Annotated in this window: 17 protein-coding genes; 10 read left to right on the plus strand and 7 right to left on the minus strand. The window is 60.3% G+C overall.

The genetic code is table 11. The features are described from left to right. Entirely contained in the window at positions 1-2325 is a 2325-nt protein-coding gene (gene mrcB / locus ACA049_RS26000) for a penicillin-binding protein 1B (RefSeq protein ID WP_497330904.1), read from the minus strand. Positions 2326-2443: 118 nt separating this feature from the next. Between mrcB and ACA049_RS26005 the strand changes: the two genes are divergently transcribed. The 3 genes from ACA049_RS26005 to ACA049_RS26015 all read left to right on the plus strand — a co-directional run bounded on the left by ACA049_RS26005 (position 2444) and on the right by ACA049_RS26015 (position 5004). Beyond that, on the plus strand, positions 2444-4000 hold the full coding sequence (locus ACA049_RS26005) for a bifunctional aminoglycoside phosphotransferase/ATP-binding protein (RefSeq protein WP_497330906.1): 1557 nt from the start codon (positions 2444-2446) through the stop codon (positions 3998-4000). Positions 4001-4091: 91 nt separating this feature from the next. Next, on the plus strand, positions 4092-4436 hold the full coding sequence (locus ACA049_RS26010; protein WP_109634870.1) for a pentapeptide repeat-containing protein: 345 nt from the start codon (positions 4092-4094) through the stop codon (positions 4434-4436). Positions 4437-4731: 295 nt separating this feature from the next. Beyond that, positions 4732-5004, plus strand: coding sequence for a TfoX/Sxy family protein (locus ACA049_RS26015; RefSeq protein ID WP_010467623.1), 273 nt, complete (start codon positions 4732-4734; stop codon positions 5002-5004). 266 nt (positions 5005-5270) lie between these two features. On the opposite strand, the gene ACA049_RS26020 is transcribed toward ACA049_RS26015, so the two are convergent. Genes ACA049_RS26020 through ACA049_RS26035 form a run of 4 tightly spaced genes read right to left on the minus strand, consistent with a single transcriptional unit; the run spans position 5271 to position 8815 of the window. After that, positions 5271-6122, minus strand: coding sequence for a ChaN family lipoprotein (locus tag ACA049_RS26020; RefSeq protein WP_497330908.1), 852 nt, complete (start codon positions 6120-6122; stop codon positions 5271-5273). Between the two features lie 19 nt (positions 6123-6141). Continuing rightward, complete coding sequence (locus ACA049_RS26025; protein ID WP_497330910.1) at positions 6142-6909, minus strand: heme ABC transporter ATP-binding protein; 768 nt, start codon at positions 6907-6909, stop codon at positions 6142-6144. Beyond that, entirely contained in the window at positions 6909-7892 is a 984-nt protein-coding gene (locus ACA049_RS26030) for a FecCD family ABC transporter permease (protein ID WP_497336983.1), read from the minus strand. The genes ACA049_RS26025 and ACA049_RS26030 overlap by 1 nt, the downstream gene beginning before the upstream one ends. Positions 7893-7942: 50 nt before the next feature. Further along, positions 7943-8815, minus strand: a complete 873-nt coding sequence (locus ACA049_RS26035) for a heme/hemin ABC transporter substrate-binding protein (protein WP_497330912.1) — start codon at positions 8813-8815, stop codon at positions 7943-7945. Positions 8816-8980: 165 nt separating this feature from the next. On the opposite strand from ACA049_RS26035, the gene ACA049_RS26040 reads away from it, so the two are divergent. Beyond that, on the plus strand, positions 8981-9298 hold the full coding sequence (locus ACA049_RS26040) for a Rieske (2Fe-2S) protein (protein WP_497330914.1): 318 nt from the start codon (positions 8981-8983) through the stop codon (positions 9296-9298). On the opposite strand, the gene sfsA is transcribed toward ACA049_RS26040, so the two are convergent. Together sfsA and ACA049_RS26050 are read right to left on the minus strand one after the other, a co-directional pair. Continuing rightward, positions 9295-10008 (minus strand): DNA/RNA nuclease SfsA, encoded by a 714-nt coding sequence (sfsA, locus tag ACA049_RS26045; RefSeq protein ID WP_497330916.1) that lies wholly within the window; start codon positions 10006-10008, stop codon positions 9295-9297. The genes ACA049_RS26040 and sfsA overlap by 4 nt on opposite strands. Then, positions 10008-11180, minus strand: coding sequence for a pyridoxal phosphate-dependent aminotransferase (locus ACA049_RS26050; protein WP_438657618.1), 1173 nt, complete (start codon positions 11178-11180; stop codon positions 10008-10010). Before ACA049_RS26050 ends, sfsA begins: the two co-directional genes overlap by 1 nt. Positions 11181-11514: 334 nt before the next feature. Here ACA049_RS26050 and dksA point away from each other — a divergent pair, with 334 nt between their 5' ends. The 6 genes from dksA to ACA049_RS26080 all read left to right on the plus strand — a co-directional run bounded on the left by dksA (position 11515) and on the right by ACA049_RS26080 (position 19807). Beyond that, positions 11515-11955, plus strand: coding sequence for an RNA polymerase-binding protein DksA (gene dksA / locus ACA049_RS26055; protein WP_109634884.1), 441 nt, complete (start codon positions 11515-11517; stop codon positions 11953-11955). A gap of 194 nt (positions 11956-12149) precedes the next feature. Continuing rightward, on the plus strand, positions 12150-13046 hold the full coding sequence (gene gluQRS, locus ACA049_RS26060) for a tRNA glutamyl-Q(34) synthetase GluQRS (protein WP_497330919.1): 897 nt from the start codon (positions 12150-12152) through the stop codon (positions 13044-13046). A 77-nt stretch (positions 13047-13123) separates the two neighbouring features. After that, positions 13124-13300 (plus strand): hypothetical protein, encoded by a 177-nt coding sequence (locus tag ACA049_RS26065; RefSeq protein ID WP_003176118.1) that lies wholly within the window; start codon positions 13124-13126, stop codon positions 13298-13300. Continuing rightward, entirely contained in the window at positions 13284-16238 is a 2955-nt protein-coding gene (locus ACA049_RS26070; protein WP_219096111.1) for a sensor histidine kinase, read from the plus strand. Before ACA049_RS26065 ends, ACA049_RS26070 begins: the two co-directional genes overlap by 17 nt. A gap of 22 nt (positions 16239-16260) precedes the next feature. Further along, positions 16261-17697 (plus strand): sigma-54-dependent transcriptional regulator, encoded by a 1437-nt coding sequence (locus tag ACA049_RS26075; protein WP_497330921.1) that lies wholly within the window; start codon positions 16261-16263, stop codon positions 17695-17697. Between the two features lie 709 nt (positions 17698-18406). After that, complete coding sequence (locus ACA049_RS26080; RefSeq protein WP_010467601.1) at positions 18407-19807, plus strand: polynucleotide adenylyltransferase PcnB; 1401 nt, start codon at positions 18407-18409, stop codon at positions 19805-19807. Positions 19808-19810: the final 3 nt, after the last annotated feature.

A 19810-nucleotide genomic window follows, 5' to 3' on the forward strand; every position in this document is an offset into this window, starting at 1 on the left:
TTAATTCATCCAGCCCTTGACCCAATCCATCACCGTTTCGCCGGATGCCGGGCTTTCGCCACCGCACGCAGCGCCGGGAGGCGGTTCGCTGCCGCGAATATACGGCATCTGCACAGCGCCTGGGCAGCTGCCTTCGGAACCTTGCCCGGTCCGCGAATCAACCCACGCCTGAACAATGTTGTCCGGCTGCGGCATGTCCAGCGGCAGCGGATCGGCCTTGCGCATGAAACTGGTCCAGACCTGCAACGCACCGGTCGCACCGGTGAACGGCGTCTTGCCGTTGTCATCGCGGCCAAGCCACACCACCGCCAGCAAGTCCTGGCTGAAACCGGCGAACCAGCTGTCTCGCGAGTCGTTACTGGTACCGGTTTTACCCGCCAGCGTCAGGGTTTTCGGCAGCACGTTATAAACCGAACTGCCGGTACCTTCACGCATGACCCGCTGCATGGCGCTCTGGATCAGGTAAATGGACGCCGGGTCGAAACGCTGCTCGATCTGGAACGGATAACGCTTGAGCGGCTCGCCTTCGGCAGTCAGTACGCTACGAATCCCGCGCATCGGCGTATTGAAACCACCGTTGGCCAGCGTCTGGTACATGGTCGCCACTTCGATCGGCGTCAGGCCACCGGCCCCCAGCAACATCGAAGGGAACGCCGGAAACTCGCGACTGACACCCAGACGCGCCAGTGTCTTCAGGACATTCGGTACGCCGACCGCCAACCCGAGACGTGCCGTCGACAGGTTGTAGGAATGGGCCAGGCCCTGATACAGGAAAACCGTACCGTGAGAACGGCGATCATAGTTCTGGGGTTTCCAGACCTGACCGTCCGCGCCTTTGACCGAGAAGGATTCGTCCGACAGCCAACTGGTCAGCGTGTACTGGCTGGGCTTCTCCAAGGCTGTCAGATAAACCGCCGGCTTGATCAACGAACCGATCGGGCGCACCGCATCCAGCGCCCGGTTGAAGCCGGCAAAACTCGCCTGACGACTGCCGATCATGGCCTGAACCTCACCGGTTTCCGGGTTGGTCACGACCATCGCCGCTTCAACCTCATCGGAACCCTTGCGCCCGGCCAGGCGTTTAAAGGTGTCGTTGACCGACGCTTCGGCTTTCATCTGCAGGATCGGGTCGAAACTGGTGAAAATCCGCAGGCCTTCTTCGGTCAAGTCTTCGTCGCGATAGTCTTCACGCAACTGGCGTTTAACCAGGTCGAGGAAGCCCGGGAAAGAACTGTCCGCCAGCTTGCCGCGCGTCGTCACGCCCAGAGGCATTTTCTTCGCCGCGGCGACCTGCTCGGCTGTGGCAACGCCTTGCTGCTCAAGCACATCGAGCACCAGATTGCGGCGCTCCATCGCCCGTTCCGGGTTGCGACGCGGATTGTAATAAGACGGCCCCTTGACCATCCCCACCAGCATTGCGACTTGATGCAGTTTCAGCTCGGACAATGGCTGCCCGAAGAAGAACTGGCTGGCCAGGCCGAAACCGTGCACCGCGCGCTGGCCATCCTGACCGACGAACACTTCATTGAGGTACGCCTCAAGAATTTCACGTTTGTCGTAATGCAGCTCAAGCAGCATCGCCATCATGGCTTCGGTGAGTTTTCGGGTCAGGCTGCGTTCGCTGGTCAGGTAGAAATTCTTTACCAACTGTTGGGTCAGCGTACTGCCGCCCTGGGTCATCTTGCCGCCGGAGGTGTTGACCCACACGGCGCGGGCAATCGACTTGGGCGAAACGCCCCAGTGGCTATAGAAATCCCGGTCTTCGACCGCCACCAGGGTTTCCAGCAGGTACGGCGGGACCTGATCGATTTTGATCAGAATGCGATCTTCGAGGTTTTTCGGATAAATCCCGCCGATCAGCAGCGGCTCCAATCGAACGACCGAAAGCTTCGAACCGTTGGTCGCCGAAAGTTCGGCCACATAGTCGCCGGAGAACCGCACGCGCACCGGCTGAGCATTCTCCATGCCTTCATAAAACTGGAAGCCACGGGTATTCAAGTCGACGGTGTTGCCGTTGACCGCCGCAGCGCCGGGGCCGTTGCTCACGGCTTCGCGGCGATAGCCCAAGGCGTCGAGCTCGGTCAGGAAGTCTTCCTTGCTCAGCTTCTGGCCAGTGAACAGCTCAAGCGGGCGCGCATACACCTTGGCCGGGATCGTCCAGCGCTTGCCGGAGAACTTCTCCTGGACCACGGCGTCGAGGTAAACCGCGAACCCGGCGAGCACCACGAGGCCGACCAGACTGAGTTTAAGGGCCCAGCCCAGCCAGGGGCTCAAGCCCTTGGAAGGTGGTTTTTTTGGGGTACGGGGGGATCGAGTACGAGTCATGGCGGCGGATTATACGCACTTTATTCATACTCAACAGGAGCCCTCCGAGGTTTGCGTCAGGCGGACTTGCAGCCATAATGGCGGCCGTGAAATTTCCCCAGACTTTGAAGGATCGCCTGTGAGCCAGTCCCTGATCGCCGCCCTGCAAAACCCGGCCCTCTACCCGCATCCTGTAGACGGGTTCCAGGTCATCGAGACCCATATTTCCTGGGTCATCCTCACAGGCCCCTTTGCTTATAAAGTGAAGAAGCCGGTGAATTTCGGCTTCCTCGACTTCACCAGCCTCGATGCGCGTGAGCATTTCTGCGGCGAAGAGCTGCGCCTCAACCAGCGCCTGACCAACGATTTGTATCTGGAAGTGTTGCCGATCACCGGCAGCGAAGAAGCCCCGCAACTGGGCGGCGAAGGTCCGGTGGTCGATTTCGCGCTGAAAATGCGTCAATTCCCACAGAGCCAGTTGCTCAGCACCTTGCAAGCCAACGGCGAATTGACCACCGCGCACATCGACGAGATGGCCGCGCAGATCGCCCAATTCCACCTCACTGCGCCGAAAGTGCCTGGCGAACACGAAGCCGGCACCCCGGACAGCGTAATGGCGCCGGTACGCCAGAACTTCGAACAGATCCGCCCGTTCCTCAGCGACAAGGCCGATCTGCTGCAACTTGATGCCCTGCAAGCCTGGGCCGAAAGCAGCTTCGAACGCCTCAAGCCGCTGTTTGCCCAGCGCAAGGCTGAAGGGTTCATCCGCGAATGCCACGGCGACATCCACTTGGGCAACGCCACCGTCATCGACGGCAAGGTCGTGATCTTCGACTGCATCGAGTTCAACGAACCGTTCCGCTTCACCGACGTTTACGCCGACACCGGTTTCCTGGCCATGGACCTGGAAGACCGCGGTCTGAAAAGCCTGGCGCGTCGTTTCATCAGCCAGTACCTGGAATTGACCGGTGACTATCAGGGCCTTGAGCTGCTGAACTTCTATAAAGCCTACCGCGCCCTGGTTCGCGCCAAGGTCAGCCTGTTCAGCATGCCGGCCGAGGCCGACCCGGTGCAGCGCGCCACCACCCTGCGCCAGTACCGCAACTACGCCAACCTGGCGGAAAGCTACAGCACCATTCCTTCGCGCTTCATGGCGATTACTCACGGCGTATCCGCTGTCGGCAAGAGCCACGTGGCCATGCGTCTGGTGGAAGCGTTGGGCGCCATTCGCCTGCGTTCCGATGTTGAACGCAAGCGCCTGTTCGGCGAGCAGACCGTCCCGAATGATCCACAGGCCGGTATTTATAGTGCCGACGCGAGCGCCGCCACTTACAGCCGCCTGCATGAGATTGCCGCCGTCATCCTGCGCGCCGGTTTCCCGGTGGTCATCGATGCAACGTACCTCAAGCGCGACCAGCGCGACGGCGCAGCGAAAATCGCCGAGGCTACCGGTGCACCGTTTCTGATCCTCGATTGCAATGCGCCACAAGCGGTCATCGAGAGCTGGCTGGCGTTGCGTCAGGCAGACAAAAAGGACCCGTCCGACGCCAACCTGGCCGTTATCGCAGCCCAGCAGACGAGCCGTGAGCCCCTGACGCCAGCAGAAATTCTGTGCAGCAAACGCGTCCAGACCAATGAAAGCGGGACGCTCGATACTGTCGTTGCGCAGATCCGCCAGCGCATGCCGGGCCTGTAAAAAACTATTTCAGCCGTGGAGCCATCGCCGGCTTCACGGCTGCCAAATAGTGGCACTATACTGGCGTCATAAAACCATCAGGTGATGCGACATGAGCCAGCCGAAACTTCTCGACACCCCGCTTTATGCCTTGCTGCACAAAGACGACATCACAGGCTTCAATGCCGAACGCGCCAGTCATGCCTCTGTCGACATGGTCGGCGGCGATTTCCGTGGCCTGGACCTGCGCGAGCTGAACGCCGATGGCGTCGACTTCACCGATGCCTATTTCCGCTCCGCCGATTTACGCGGCATCGATTTCCGCAATTCATGCCTGGAAGGCGCGAGCCTGGCTCACGCACAGATCTCCGGCGCCTACTTTCCGCCAGAGCTGAGTGCTGACGAGATTCTGATGTCGATGAATTTCGGTACTCGCCTGCGTTACCGCACCCGCTAACACCCGCATTTCCTCTCTGAAACGACGCAGCCTCTGTGGGAGCGGGCTTGCTCGCGAAAGCGGTTTAACATTCAACATTGATGTCGACTGACACTACGTCTTCGCGAGCAAGCCCGCTCCCACCGTTGTCCGTGCTGCCACCTCTTCTGCATTTGCAGACATTCCTTAAGTGCCAAGCGCACGCTTCTTAGAAGCTTTTGCGTCGAAACCGACCAAACAATCACGCTTTTCCTACTGATGGCTACACTCCTGAGAGGCTCGCCCACGCACCGTTCGGCCGTCGCAAGGAGGCTTGATGAATGATGAACTGCAACACCTGAAAAATCTTGGCAAGACGTCGGCACAGTGGCTGCATGCCGTGGGCATCCACAGCGCCTCGGACTTGCGCCGCCTGGGAGCGGTGGATGCTTATCGGGCCGTGCGCACGCGCGGGTTCCGGGCGTCCAAGGTGTTGTTGTATGCGATCGAAGGCGCACTGATGGACGTGCACTGGAATGACATTCCTGCGGATCGCAAAGAAGCCTTGAACAAACAACTGGAAGCCATCTCGTCACGCCACAAGAATTGAACGGGCAGGTATCACCCCAGGAAAACCGCCTGAAGCCCAATGATTACAGGGCTTTTGCACCAGACGACAGAGGATTTCAAAGAAATCAAAAAACAGCGGTTGACTTGGTAATGAGAATCGCTATGATTATCACAACTGGTCGCGAGACTGGTCGATATTTGAAAAGCCCTTGGTTCGGACTCTCAGATATCTCCTCATCAGGCTAATCACGGTTATTTGACCCGGCTCTTGCCGGGTCTTTTTTTGCCTGCGGAAAAGTCGCCTGATTACTTACCGAACTGTTTACGCATTTCGGCACAGTAATCCTGAGCCGGTGTGGCAGGCGTGTACCAGACGTAATCAGCCATGGCCGGCGTGATCTCACCGCCCTGCTCCGCCAGCATCAAAACCGTGGGGGCTTCAGGCTCTCCAAGATCAAGTACGTGGATCGGCACACCAACGTCCTTGCGCGCGTGATAGGCGCCGGCAAACAGCAGCGAAGGCGACGGTGCGGCCAGCAAGCGCTCGGCCATTCGTCGATCACGTTGCTGCTGGACTGCCAGCATCGCGGGCATTTGTGATGTCGGCAGCAGGCCGCAATGGGAGTCGTTGATCTGCGCCAGCAACTCATCCTTGACCGATGGAGCGTTGGAACGCGAACCGTCTAATGTCGGCGGCTTGCCATAAACAGTACGGACTTCAAGCGCGTCCAGATTGGCCGCCAGCAGCGGGTAGGGTTGAGTCAGCACAAAGCGCACGATCGGCCCGTAAAGATTCCAGTCCCACCCCGATTGCCAGTTCAACGCGCCGGGCAAATCTGCGGGAAGCGTCGAGGCACGACGCACGTCGTCGATGCGCGATTGTTGATCCGGCGTCAGCATTTCCAGCAGCAGACTGCCCTGGGGTCGACGCTCGCCCAGCGCCTGCAACAACCACAATTGAAGTTGATGGTGATCAGGGTTGTCATGCTGCTCGCCGACGATCAGACGCGTCGGCTCGACCAGCCGTTCGACCAACTCCTGAGGCGTCAGGATCTGGCCACTGCGCAGGTCCTGAATCTCACCGACGACCGGAGGCGGTGCCGAGACGTGCTGGCAGGCACTCAACAACAATACCACCAGTAACAAAATCCCCCGCATGCTCACCTCGATGTCATTCTCAGCGGGCGATGATCAGCGGATGCCCACGTTCCGGGTGCTGCTGCACCAAAACCTCCAGCCCGAACACGGCCTTGAGGGGTTCCGGACGCAAGACCTGCTCCGGTGTATCAAGCGCTACCGGCCGCCCACCTTCGAGCAGCAACAAGCGATCACAATAGCGCGCCGCCAGGTTCAGATCATGCAGGATCACCAGCACCGCTGCGCCATGATCGGCGAATTCGCGCACCGCTTGCAGGGTGGTGTGCTGGTGCAGCGGATCGAGCATCGACGTCGGTTCATCGAGCAACAGCGTCTGCCCCGCTTCGCCCGGCCATAGTTGCGCCAGCACCCGCGCCAGATGCACTCGCTGACGCTCGCCACCGGACAGGGCCAGATAACTGCGACCACTAAGGTGTTCCGCATCGGCAGCGCGCAAGGCGGCGGCGACGATCTCGTCATCCCGGACTAGCCCGCTTTGATAAGGCAAACGCCCCATACCGACCACTTCTTCGACACGAAAGGCGAAGTCCAGGGTCGACACCTGCGGCAATACCGCCAGTCGCTGGGCTCGTTGCGCGCCGGTCCAATGACTCAACTCACGCTCATCGAGCCAGACGCTGCCGTGATCAGCCTTCAACTCGCCACACAAGGCGCCGAGCAAAGTGCTTTTGCCGGCACCGTTGGGGCCCAGCACGCCGAGGACTTCGCCGGGTTTGAGCTCAAGCGTGATGTCCGTCAGCACAATCTTTGTGCCTCGACGGATTTGCAGGCTCTGGGTTCGCAACATCAGGCACGCCCTCTTAGCAGTAAATACAGAAAGAACGGCGCGCCGATGAAGGCCGTGACAATCCCGATCGGCAACTCCGCCGGCGCCAGGGCGAGCCGCGCCACCAGATCGGCAAACAGCAGAAGACTGGCACCCGCCAGCACCGAGGCCGGCAACAACACGCGATGATCGGGACCGGCCAGCAGCCGCACCAGATGCGGCACCACCAGACCGACAAACCCGATCATTCCCGCCGCCGCCACGGCCGCGCCAACCCCCAGCGCGGTACAGAACACCAACTCGCGCTTGAGCCGTTCGACGTCGATGCCCAAGTGACCGGCCTCCGACTCCCCCAGCAACAATGCGTTCAAGGCCTTGGCCCGGCGCGGCAGCCAGAGCGCCACACCAGCGGTCACCAGCAGTAACGGCCAGAGCCGCGAATAACTGGCGCCGTTCAGGCTGCCCAGGTTCCAGAACGTCAGCGTGCGCAAGGTCGCATCGTCGGCCAGATAGGTGAACAAGCCGACCGCTGAACCCGCCAGTGCAGTCAACGCAATGCCGGCCAGCAGCATGGTCGCCACGTTCGTCTGCCCGTTGCGCCGCCCCAGTCGATACACCAGCGCCGTCACGCCCAGGCCGCCAAGAAACGCACACGCGGACAACAGATAAGGTCCGAACGATTCAGGCAGGCCGCCAAACACCGAACCACCGACAATCGCGATAGCAGCGCCCAGCGCAGCACCGCTGGACACGCCCACCAACCCCGGGTCAGCCAGAGGGTTGCGAAACAATCCCTGCATCGCCACGCCGGACAGCGCCAGCACGCCCCCAACCGCCAGGCCCAGCAAGGTTCGAGGCAGGCGGATTTGCCCGAGGATCAACTCGGCCTGTTCCAGCCCGTCGGGCGCAATGGGCACGCCGATCATGCGCAACGCCGCGCGCAGGGTATCCAATAAAGGCAGGCTCACCGGCCCCAGCGCCAAGGACAACCAGATCGCCAGCAAACACAGCAGGCTCAGGCCAATAAACAAGGCACGGGGTTTAACCAGAACGGTCATTGGGCCGCAGTGCCGGGGTAGAAACCGTCAGACAGCTTTTTCAACGCATCGGGCAACCGTGGCCCCAATCCACCCACCAACAAGGTCGGATCGAGTTCCATGACGCGCTTGTCCCTGGCCGCGCGGGTCGAGGACAGGATCGGGTTTTCCTTGAATAACGCGGCCCGTGCGGCATCGCCGGTCAGCGCTCGGTCCGCAAACAACAGTACGTCAGGGTCGAGACTGACCAGCGATTCGACAGAAAAGGGTTTGTAACCGGTATGCGTTGCCAGATTGTGCCCACCCGCCTGCTGGATCAACCAATCGGCGGCGGTGTCCTTGCCGGCGATCAGCGGCTTGCCGCCCGCATGGCCGAGCAGCAACAGCACCCCTGGTGATTTTTCCTTCAACTGCGCGCGAGTGACCCGAACCTTTTGCTGATCCAGTTGCTGCCGATAGGTCTGGAGCAATTGCGCAGCCTTATCTTCAGCACCGAGCAACTTGCCCAGATGCGCCAGGTTGCCCTGCAACGTCGGCAGATCGGGCTGGGCCGAGAACAGCTCGACCTGCACGCCCGCGCTACGAATCTGCGAAAGCACCGGCGGCGGCCCCATTTCTTCGGTGCCGACCAGAATCTGCGGGCGTAAGCTCAAGATGCCCTCCGCCGACAGTTGCCGCTGATAACCGATGCTCGGCAGCGCCTTCAACGACTCCGGATGCTGACTGGTGGTATCGACGCCAACCAGTTTCGACTCACCGCCCAGCGCGCTCACCCACTCTGACAGGGCGCCACCGGCACTGACCCAACGCTGTGGCAACTCGGCCGCTGCGGCGTGGTGGCTGACGAGGAGTCCGACACACAGCGCAGCAACGCGGGTACTCAGGCGCATAAACAGCTTCCTTTTAAGTTTTCCCAGGCATCGAGATGACAGGCCAAGTATCCTCGGCATTCGGCACCTGCACCCGACGGGCGAAGCGGCCATTTGATAATTGTTTGCATTTGAACGTCAAGCTCGGACATATCCGGTCACGAGCCGCCGGAATTGAGGATAGACATGAAGTTGCTTTGCACCGCTGCCGATTTGGCTGACAACAGCAGTCGCGGTTTCGACGTCGACGGTCAGAAACTCTTCGCCGTGCGCCGGGGCGGTCAGGCGTATGTCTACATCAACCGCTGCCCACACCGGGGCGTCGGACTGGAATGGAAACCCGACCAGTTTCTCGACCCCAGCAACAGCCTGATCCAGTGCGCCACTCACGGCGCACTGTTCCTGATCGAGGACGGTGAATGCGTCGCCGGCCCGTGCGCCGGGCAATCCCTGACTACCGTTGCCAGCCGCGAAGACGAGCAAGGGATCTGGATCAGCCTTTAGACATTCAGCAGCACTTCCAGACGTCGATCGACCACCATTTCTTCGTGGGTCAATCGCACGCCATAGGCCAGCACTTCGACTCCGCACGCCACCGCCTCACGCAAGGCCGCCGCGTAGGCCGAATCGATCTCTTCTGCCGGACGCACCGCGTCGATCCCGGTGAGATTGACGCAATACAGCTGCACGGCGCGTATTCCGTCCCGAGCCAGGTGAGCCAGTTCCCGCAAATGCTTGGCACCCCGTTGTGTCACCGCATCGGGAAAAGCGGCCACCGATGAACCGTCGAAGCCCAGGGTCACGCTTTTGACTTCCACATACGCCGGCCCGCTCGGGTAATCGAGGCGGAAATCGATGCGGCTGCTTTCCTGTCCGTAAGCCACTTCGCGCTTCAACTCGGTAAATCCGTTCAGTTCGGTAATCACACCCGCCCGCAACGCTTCTTCTATCAGTCCGTTGGCGCGCCCGGTGTTCACGCAAAACTGCCGGCCCTGTGGGGTTTCACCGATTTCCCATGTGCCGGGCAATTTGCGTTTCGGGTCGTTGGAGCGACTGAACCAGGCTTGTCCGCCTTCTACCTGGCAATTGAGCATCGAGCCGGTGTTGGGACAGTGAATAGTCAGCAACTCGCCGCCAACGGTTTCAATATCGGCGAGAAAACGCTTGTAACGTCGGATCAGACGACCTTCTTCGAGGGGAGGATGAAAACGCATCAGCCTTGCCAGCTCCGCAATCCACGGGCGATCCGCTCGACCGCTTCTTCCAGGCGCGGCAGGCTTTGGGTGTAGGCAAAACGCACGTGATGGCCGGCCTGATAGCGCCCAAAGTCCAGGCCAGGGGTAATTGCCACATGTTCGGTTTCGAGGAAATGGCGGCAGAACGCGAAGGCATCGCCGCCGAACTTGCTGATATCGGCGTACAAGTAGAAAGCGCCTTCCGGCTCGACGGCGATCCCGAAACCCAGCTCCCGAAGGGCCGGCAACAAGAAATCCCGACGACGACCGAATTCGGCGCGACGCTCTTCCAGAATGCTGATCGTGGCCGGCTCGAAGCAGGCCAGTGCGGCATGCTGAGCCATGCTCGGAGCGCTGATGTAGAGGTTTTGCGCGAGCTTTTCCAGCTCACCGACCGCTGCTTCAGGCGCGACCAGCCACCCCAGCCGCCAGCCGGTCATGCCGAAATACTTGGAAAAACTATTAAGAACGAAAGCGCTGTCATCGACTTCCAGCACACTGGCGGCATCGGTGCCGTAAGTCAGGCCGTGGTAGATCTCGTCCACCACCAGATGACCGTGGCGCTCCTTGATCGCCGCCGACAAGCCGGCCAGTTCATCGCGGGTCAGGATGGTGCCGGTCGGGTTGGCCGGCGAGGCCACCAAGGCGCCGACGCTGTCTTGATCCCAATGGCGAGCCACCAGGTCCGGCGTCAGCTGATAACGCACGTCCGGACCGACCGGCACCAGTTGCGCAGCGCCTTCGACCAACCGCAGGAAATGCCGGTTGCATGGGTAACCCGGGTCTGCCAGCAGCCAGTGTTTGCCCGGGTCAACCAGCAAGGCGCTGGCCAGCAACAGCGCGCCGGAACCGCCGGGCGTGATGAGGATTCGCTGCGGATCAATGTTCAAACTGTAACGTTGTTGATAGAAATTCGAGATCGCTTCGCGCAGCTCGGGGATGCCGCGCGCAGCGGTGTAACGGGTCTTCCCCGCCGTCAGTGCGGCCTGCCCGGCCTGGATGATCGGCTCGGCGGTGGTGAAGTCCGGTTCGCCGATTTCCAGGTGGATCACATCGTGACCCGCAGCCTGCAGTTCATTGGCCCGCGCCAGCAACGCCATGACATGGAAAGGTTCGATCGCGCGACTGCGGGCACTGTAGGACTGAGCCATTAGCTTTCCTTACAACGGAGAAAAGAATCGATTCTACCCAAGCGTCGGAACGAGCGAGAACCTAAAGCGGTCAGAGCCGTTATATCCCTGGCCACAAACGACTCAAGCGTGTACCCCAGGTTTGACTAAAATCAATAATTGATCAGGCCTCCAACGCCGCCAGACAAGGCTTTGCAATCATTTGCAAGCCCTTGGGGCCACTACCTCGACATCCGGGAGTAGCGCGCCCCGATTTGATCTGGTAAGTTCGCCCGCTTGCAGCCGCAGGGCCGGCAGGTGTCGGTGATGGAGCAATCCTGCGCAATGGATTACAAGAGTAGAGGCGGTCCATTTCATGCCCACCCAAGCAAAGCAGCAAAATACGTCGATCAGCGGCTTCGAACCCTACAAAGAAGTTAAGGGCGAGGAGTACATGGGCAAACCCATGCGCGCTCACTTCACCAAGATCCTGAATAAGTGGAAACAGGACTTGATGCAGGAAGTCGACCGTACGGTTGATCACATGAAAGACGAAGCGGCCAACTTCCCTGACCCGGCAGACCGTGCCAGCCAGGAAGAAGAGTTCAGCCTTGAACTGCGAGCCCGCGATCGCGAGCGCAAGTTGATCAAGAAGATCGACAAGACGCTGCAGCTGATCGAAGACGAAGAATATGGCTGGTGCGAGTCCTGCGGCGTCGAGATCGGCGTCAAGCGACTGGAAGCCCGCCCTACCGCCGACATGTGCGTTGACTGCAAGACCCTGGCGGAAATCAAGGAAAAGCAAGTCGGCAAGTAATGTCGGCTTGAACGAAGAACGGAGCGTGCGAACGCTCCGTTTTTGTTTCTGATATTTGTTGCGTCTTCGGCATTGCCTTCGCGAGCAAGCTTCGCTCCTACAAAGGCTGGCGCGATCTTCTGTAGGAGCGAAGCTTGCTCGCGAAGACGGCCTCAAGCCATGCTCGAAACGATTGGACAGCCTGACATCGCCTTATGACCGCCATCACCCCTTCCGCCTACATCGGCCGCTTCGCCCCCACGCCCAGCGGCCACTTGCATTTCGGTTCGCTGGTCGCAGCGCTGGCCTCGTACCTCGACGCGCGTGCGGTGGGCGGTCGCTGGTTGATGCGCATGGAGGATCTCGATCCGCCACGGGAAGAACCTGGCGCTCAGACCGCCATCTTGAAAGCCCTGGAAAGCTACGGTTTCGAGTGGGACAGTGAAATGGTCCGCCAGAGCGACCGGCACGAGGCGTACGCCGAAGTCCTCAATCGCCTGTTCAATCACGGTCTGGCCTACGCCTGCACCTGTTCGCGAAAACAGCTTGAGCCGTACCACGGCATTTACCCGGGCCTGTGCCGAAATGCCGGCCATGGCACTGAAGACGCCGCGATTCGCCTGCGCGTGCCGGAGCTGGACTACCACTTCATCGACCGCGTTCAAGGCGAGTTCCGCCAGCATCTGGGCCGGGAAGTCGGTGATTTCGTGATCCGCCGCCGCGACGGGCTCTACGCCTATCAACTGGCGGTGGTGCTGGACGATGCCTGGCAAGGCATCACCGACATCGTCCGTGGCGCTGACCTGCTGGACTCCACGCCGCGCCAGCTCTACCTGCAAGAACTGCTCGGCCTGCGGCAACCGCGCTACCTGCACATCCCGCTGATTACCCAGCCCGATGGCAACAAACTCGGCAAGTCCTACCGCTCGCCGCCGCTGACCGCAGACCAGGCCACGCCGTTGTTACTGCGTGCGTTGCGCGCACTCGGGCAAAACCCGGGCAAGGAACTGGCCTATGCGACACCACGGGAAGTGCTGGATTGGGGCATCGCCCACTGGGATGCCTCATTAATCCCGCGCACACTCACCCTGCCCGAAGCGCAACTACAGTGATCACACTTGCAGTGGCGCGCCCATCCGTTACCATCGCCGCACGTTTTCGGGCACGCGCATAAAAAAGAGAGGCCGGGATGTACATCTATCGCTTGGTCCTGCTCCTGGTAGTGGGGATTTATCTGTTCTCCCCGGCCATCATGGATTGGTGGATCGACGCCACTGGCGCCTGGTATCGCCCTTATTTGCTCTGGCTGATTCTGATCGTCGTGACCTTCATCCTGCAGAGCCAAAAAGATGCCGATGAGCTTTAGCCTGACCCAGATGATCCTGATCAGCGCCGCGTACCTGGCGGTGCTGTTCGGCGTCGCGTGGATCAGCGAACGGGGCATGATCCCCCGGGCGATCATTCGCCACCCGCTGACGTACACCCTGTCGCTGGGCGTGTATGCCAGCGCCTGGGCCTTTTACGGCACGGTGGGCCTGGCCTATCAGTATGGCTACGGCTTTCTGTCCAGTTACCTCGGGGTCTCCGGGGCGTTTTTGCTGGCGCCGGTGTTGCTGTATCCGATCCTGAAAATTACCCGTACTTATCAACTGTCGTCACTGGCCGACTTGTTTGCCTTCCGTTTCCGCAGTACGTGGGCCGGGGCGCTGACGACGATTTTCATGCTGATCGGCGTGTTGCCGTTGCTGGCGTTGCAGATTCAGGCGGTGGCCGACTCCATCGGCATCCTCACCCGCGAGCCGGTGCAGCACCGCGTGGCGCTGAGCTTTTGCGCACTGATTACCTTGTTCACGATTTTCTTCGGCTCGCGCCACATCGCGACCCGCGAAAAACATGAAGGCCTGGTGTTCGCGATTGCCTTTGAGTCGGTGATCAAGCTGATCGCCATTGGCGGCGTCGGCCTCTATGCCCTTTACGGCGTGTTCGACGGTCCGCAGCAGCTGGAGTTGTGGCTGTTGCAAAACCAGACCGCCCTCGCTGCTTTGCACACGCCTTTGCAGGAAGGCCCTTGGCGCACATTGCTGCTGGTGTTCTTCGCCTCGGCGATCGTGATGCCGCACATGTACCACATGACCTTTACCGAAAACCTCAACCCACGCTCGCTGGTCAGCGCGAGCTGGGGCTTGCCACTGTTCCTGCTGTTGATGAGCCTGGCGGTGCCGCTGATTCTCTGGGCGGGACTGAAACTCGGCGCCACGACCAATCCGGAGTACTTCACGCTCGGTATCGGTATCGCCGCGAATAGCAAGGCGCTGGCGTTGCTGGCCTATGTCGGCGGATTGTCGGCAGCCAGCGGGCTGATCATCGTCACGACCCTGGCGCTGTCCGGGATGGCGCTGAACCACTTGGTGCTGCCGCTTTATCAACCGCCGGCTGAAGGCAACATCTATCGCTGGCTGAAATGGACCCGCCGCGCGCTGATCGTTGCGATCATCATGGCCGGTTATGGTTTCTACCTGTTGCTGGGTGCCGAGCAGGATCTGGCCAACCTCGGCATCGTCGCGTTTGTGGCCACGCTGCAATTCCTTCCGGGCGTGCTGTCGGTCCTGTACTGGCCGACCGCCAACCGCCGCGGCTTCATCGCCGGTTTGCTGGCCGGGATTCTGGTGTGGCTGGTGACCATGCTGTTGCCGCTGGTCGGCAATCTGCAGGGCTTCTACATTCCGCTGTTGAACATGATCTACGTGCTGGACGACACCAGTTGGCACATGGCCGCGATTGCATCGCTGGCCGCCAACGTGCTGATGTTCACCCTGATCTCGCTGTTCACCAACGCCAGCCCAGAAGAAGCCAGCGCCGCCGAAGCCTGCGCCGTGGACAACGTGCGCCGCCCGCAACGCCGCGAGCTGCATGCCGCCTCTCCTCAAGAGTTCGCCACACAACTGGCCAAACCCTTGGGGGCCAAGGCTGCCCAGAAAGAAGTCGAGCAAGCCCTGCGCGATCTTTATCTGCCGTTCGACGAGCGCCGTCCTTATGCCTTGCGCCGCTTGCGTGACCGTATCGAAGCCAACCTTTCCGGCCTGATGGGCCCGAGCGTCGCCCAGGACATGGTCGAAACCTTCCTGCCGTACAAGGCCGGCGGCGAAAACTACGTCACCGAAGACATCCACTTCATCGAAAGCCGCCTCGAAGACTACCACTCGCGCCTCACCGGCCTTGCCGCCGAACTCGATGCCCTGCGCCGCTATCACCGCCAGACCTTGCAGGAATTGCCGATGGGCGTGTGCTCGCTGGCCAAGGATCAGGAAATCCTCATGTGGAACAAAGCCATGGAGGAGCTGACCGGAATCGCCGCGCAGCGTGTGGTCGGCTCGCGCTTGAGCACCATTGCCGATCCATGGAAAGAACTGCTGCAAGGCTTCATCAATCTGCCGGACGAGCATTTGCACAAGCAGCATCTGGCCCTCGATGGCCAGACCCGCTGGCTGAACCTGCACAAAGCGGCGATCGATGAACCGCTCGCGCCGGGTAACAGTGGCCTGGTATTGCTGGTGGAAGATCTGACCGAAACCCAGATGCTCGAAGACAAACTGGTGCACTCCGAGCGCCTGGCCAGCATCGGCAGACTCGCCGCCGGCGTGGCCCATGAAATCGGCAACCCGATCACCGGCATCGCGTGCCTGGCGCAGAACCTGCGCGAAGAGCGTGAAGACGATGGCGAGCTGAAGGAAATCAGCGGGCAGATCCTCGAGCAGACCAAACGGGTGTCACGCATCGTGCAGTCGCTGATGAGCTTCGCCCACGCCGGCAGTCATCAGCACAGCGACGAGCCCGTCTGTCTGGCCGAAGTGGCTCAGGATGCCATCGGTTTGCTGGCCCTGAACCGACGCAATTTCGAAGTGCAGTTCTACAACCTGTGCGACCCCGACCACTGGTGCGAAGGCGATCCGCAGCGGCTCGCACAAGTACTGATCAACTTGCTCTCAAACGCCCGTGACGCCTCGCCTCCCGGCAGTGCGGTGCGGGTCAAAAGCGAAGCCGGCGAACACACGGTCGACTTGATCGTGGAAGACGAAGGCAGCGGTATTCCGAAGAACATCATGGACAGATTGTTCGAACCTTTCTTCACCACCAAGGATCCTGGCGAAGGCACCGGTCTGGGCCTTGCACTGGTCTATTCCATCGTTGAAGAGCATTATGGACAAATCACCATCGACAGCCCGGCTGATGTACAAAGCCAACGCGGCACCCGTATCCGGGTGACCTTGCCGCGTCATGTCGAAGCGACGTCCGCTGTGAACTGAGACCGTCGAGAGTATCGAATCAATGCCGCACATTTTGATCGTCGAAGACGAAACAATTATCCGCTCCGCCTTGCGCCGCCTGCTGGAACGTAACCAGTACCAGGTCAGCGAAGCCGGTTCAGTGCAGGAAGCACAAGAACGCTTCACCATTCCCACGTTCGACCTGATCGTTAGCGACTTGCGTCTGCCGGGCGCTCCGGGCACCGAGTTGATCAAACTCGGCCAGGGCACCCCGGTGCTGATCATGACCAGCTACGCCAGCCTGCGATCGGCCGTCGACTCGATGAAGATGGGCGCGGTGGATTACATCGCCAAGCCTTTTGACCATGACGAAATGCTCCAGGCCGTCGCGCGCATCCTGCGTGACCGCCAATCGCTGCCAGCCAGCGGCGAACCGGTCAGCGGCAAAGCCGGCAATGGCGCGGCGAAACCGGGTGTCGATAACAGCAACGGCGAAATCGGCATCATCGGCTCGTGTCCGCCGATGCAGGACCTGTACAGCAAGATCCGCAAAGTCGCGCCGACCGATTCCAATGTCCTGATCCAGGGCGAATCCGGCACCGGTAAAGAACTGGTGGCCCGCGCCCTGCACAACCTGTCCCGACGCGCCAAGGCGCCGATGATTTCGGTGAACTGCGCGGCCATTCCGGAAAGCCTGATCGAGTCCGAACTGTTCGGCCACGAGAAAGGCGCGTTCACTGGCGCCAGCGCCGGACGTGCCGGCCTGGTGGAAGCGGCCGATGGCGGCACCTTGTTCCTCGACGAAATCGGCGAACTGCCACTGGAAGCCCAGGCTCGCTTGCTGCGCGTGTTGCAGGAAGGTGAAATCCGCCGGGTAGGCTCGGTGCAGTCGCAGAAGGTCGATGTACGGTTGATCGCCGCGACTCACCGGGACCTCAAGAGCCTGGCGAAGATCGGCCAGTTCCGTGAAGACTTGTATTACCGCCTCCACGTGATCGCCCTGAAACTGCCAGCCCTGCGCGAGCGCGGTGCCGACGTCAACGAGATCGCCAATGCCTTCCTGGCGCGGCAGAGCGCGCGGGTCAACCGCACCGACCTGAAGTTTGCGGCGGATGCCGAACAGGCGATTCGTCACTACTCCTGGCCAGGTAACGTTCGTGAACTGGAAAACGCTGTCGAGCGCGCTGTCATCCTGTGCGAGAGCCCGGAGATTTCTGCCGAGCTGCTGGGGATCGACATCGAGCTGAGCGATCTGGAAGACGACGATTTCATCGGCCTGCCCCCGCAACAGGGCAACGGTGCCAGCAACAACAATCATGAGCCGACCGAAGACCTGTCGCTGGAGGACTACTTCCAGCACTTCGTGCTTGAGCATCAGGACCACATGACGGAAACCGAACTGGCGCGCAAACTCGGGGTGAGTCGCAAATGCCTGTGGGAACGTCGTCAGCGCCTGGGCATTCCGCGTCGCAAGACCGGGGTGGCTAGCGAGAGCTGAACGTCACCTGTCAGGTGTGCGGGTAACACGTGACTTTGTGAAAAAACTGTTACCTCAGTCTTTTCACGTAACAGAAGCCGGGGCTTACGGTAACGAAGCCCCGGTTTTTTTGGGCCTCGAAAAACCCCACCATCCAGCCTAACCCCTTGTTTTGCTGGACCTCGCAAAAGTTGGCACGCACCCTGCTATATGTTCAGTACAAGAACAATAACAAGCAATGCACAAGACAATAAAAATAAGACGAATCGACTCACGCACAATAAAAACAAGACGGCGAGAGGCGCAGCTAACTGATTCTTTTGGAGAGGCGTTGTATTTGGGGCTTGCCCCACGACCAGGCCGAGAATAATAAAAAACTGTCCTAAGACAGTGCCTGAACTGGTTGGATCGCAAGATCACTGCAACACAGCGACCAAAGCAATCCGTTTGCTCTTGGCTCCCGATTGGGAGGGTCATGAAGGAAAAACTTCATGGCGAGGGCACTTAATAAAAACAAAAAGCCCGACTCAACAATAAAAAAAGAGCATGCAACTACTTTCTTGGGGAGCTTCGGCTCCCCTTGTAGTTTCTGGCGTTTGGCCTGGCTCAGACCTCTCCCTCAAGTGCTTGCGCAGCTTCCTACACCATCCCCCGACTAAATGCTAGAATCCCCGCCCATCATGCGGTCATTCTTCGTTATGGCCGAACATTCCTTCAAACAGTGCATCCCATGCTGAAGAAGTTGTTCCAGTCATTCCGTTCTCCCAAGCGTCATACGCAACACATTCGCAGTACGCCTGAAGTGCTCAACAGCGGCCAACATTCGCTGCAAAAGGCCCAATTCAGCCGTTATGCGGTGAACATCGTCGAACGCCTGCAGAACGCCGGCTACCAGGCTTACCTGGTTGGCGGCTGTGTGCGCGACATGCTCCTGGGCATTACGCCGAAGGATTTCGACGTCGCCACCAGCGCCACGCCTGAACAGGTAAGAGCCGAGTTCCGCAACGCGCGGATCATCGGTCGTCGCTTCAAACTGGTGCATATCCACTTTGGCCGCGAAATCATCGAAGTCGCGACCTTCCGCGCCAATCACCCGCAAAACGACGAGGAAGAAGACAGCAACCAGTCTTCCCGCAACGAGAGCGGGCGCATCTTGCGCGACAACGTCTACGGCACGCTGGAAGAAGACGCGCAACGTCGCGACTTCACCATCAACGCCTTGTATTACGATCCGGTCAGCGAGCGCATTCTCGATTACGCCAATGGCGTGCACGACATTCGCAATCACTTGATCCGCCTGATCGGCGATCCGAAGCAACGTTACCAGGAAGACCCGGTACGGATGCTGCGGGCCGTGCGTTTCGCCGCCAAGCTGAACTTCGGCATCGAAAAACACAGCGCCCTGCCGATCCGCGACCTGGCGCCGATGCTGCGCGAGATCCCGTCAGCCCGCCTGTTCGAAGAAGTGCTCAAGCTGTTCCTTTCCGGCCATGCCGCGGACACCTTCGAGATGCTGGTCGACCTGCAGCTGTTCGATCCGCTGTTCCCGGCCAGTGCCGAAGCGCTGGAATACAACCCGACGTACACCCACACCTTGATCAGCGAAGCGCTGATCAACACCGACCTGCGGATCAAGCAGAACAAACCGGTAACCCCGGCGTTCCTGTTTGCAGCCCTGTTGTGGCCTGCCCTGCCGGCTCGCGTACTGCGTCTGCAAGAACGTGGCATGCCACCGATTCCGGCAATGCAGGAAGCGGCTCACGAGCTGATTGCCGAACAGTGCCAGCGGATCGCGATTCCGAAACGTTTCACCATGCCGATCCGCGAGATCTGGGACATGCAGGAGCGTCTTCCACGCCGCAGCGGCAAACGCGCCGACCTGTTGCTGGACAACCCGCGGTTCCGCGCCGGTTACGACTTCCTGCTGCTGCGCGAAAGCGCTGGCGAGCAGACCGACGGCCTGGGCGAATGGTGGACTGACTATCAGGACGCCAACGACAGCGAACGTCGGGACATGATCCGCGACCTCAGCGGCAAGGATGAAGGCACCGGCGCACCACGCAAACGTCGTCGCAGCGGTGGCGCCAAGCGCAAACGCGCGGCCGGCGCACCGAGTGCCACGGGCGAGTAATCC

Source organism: Pseudomonas sp. LBUM1662, from assembly GCF_059695915.1.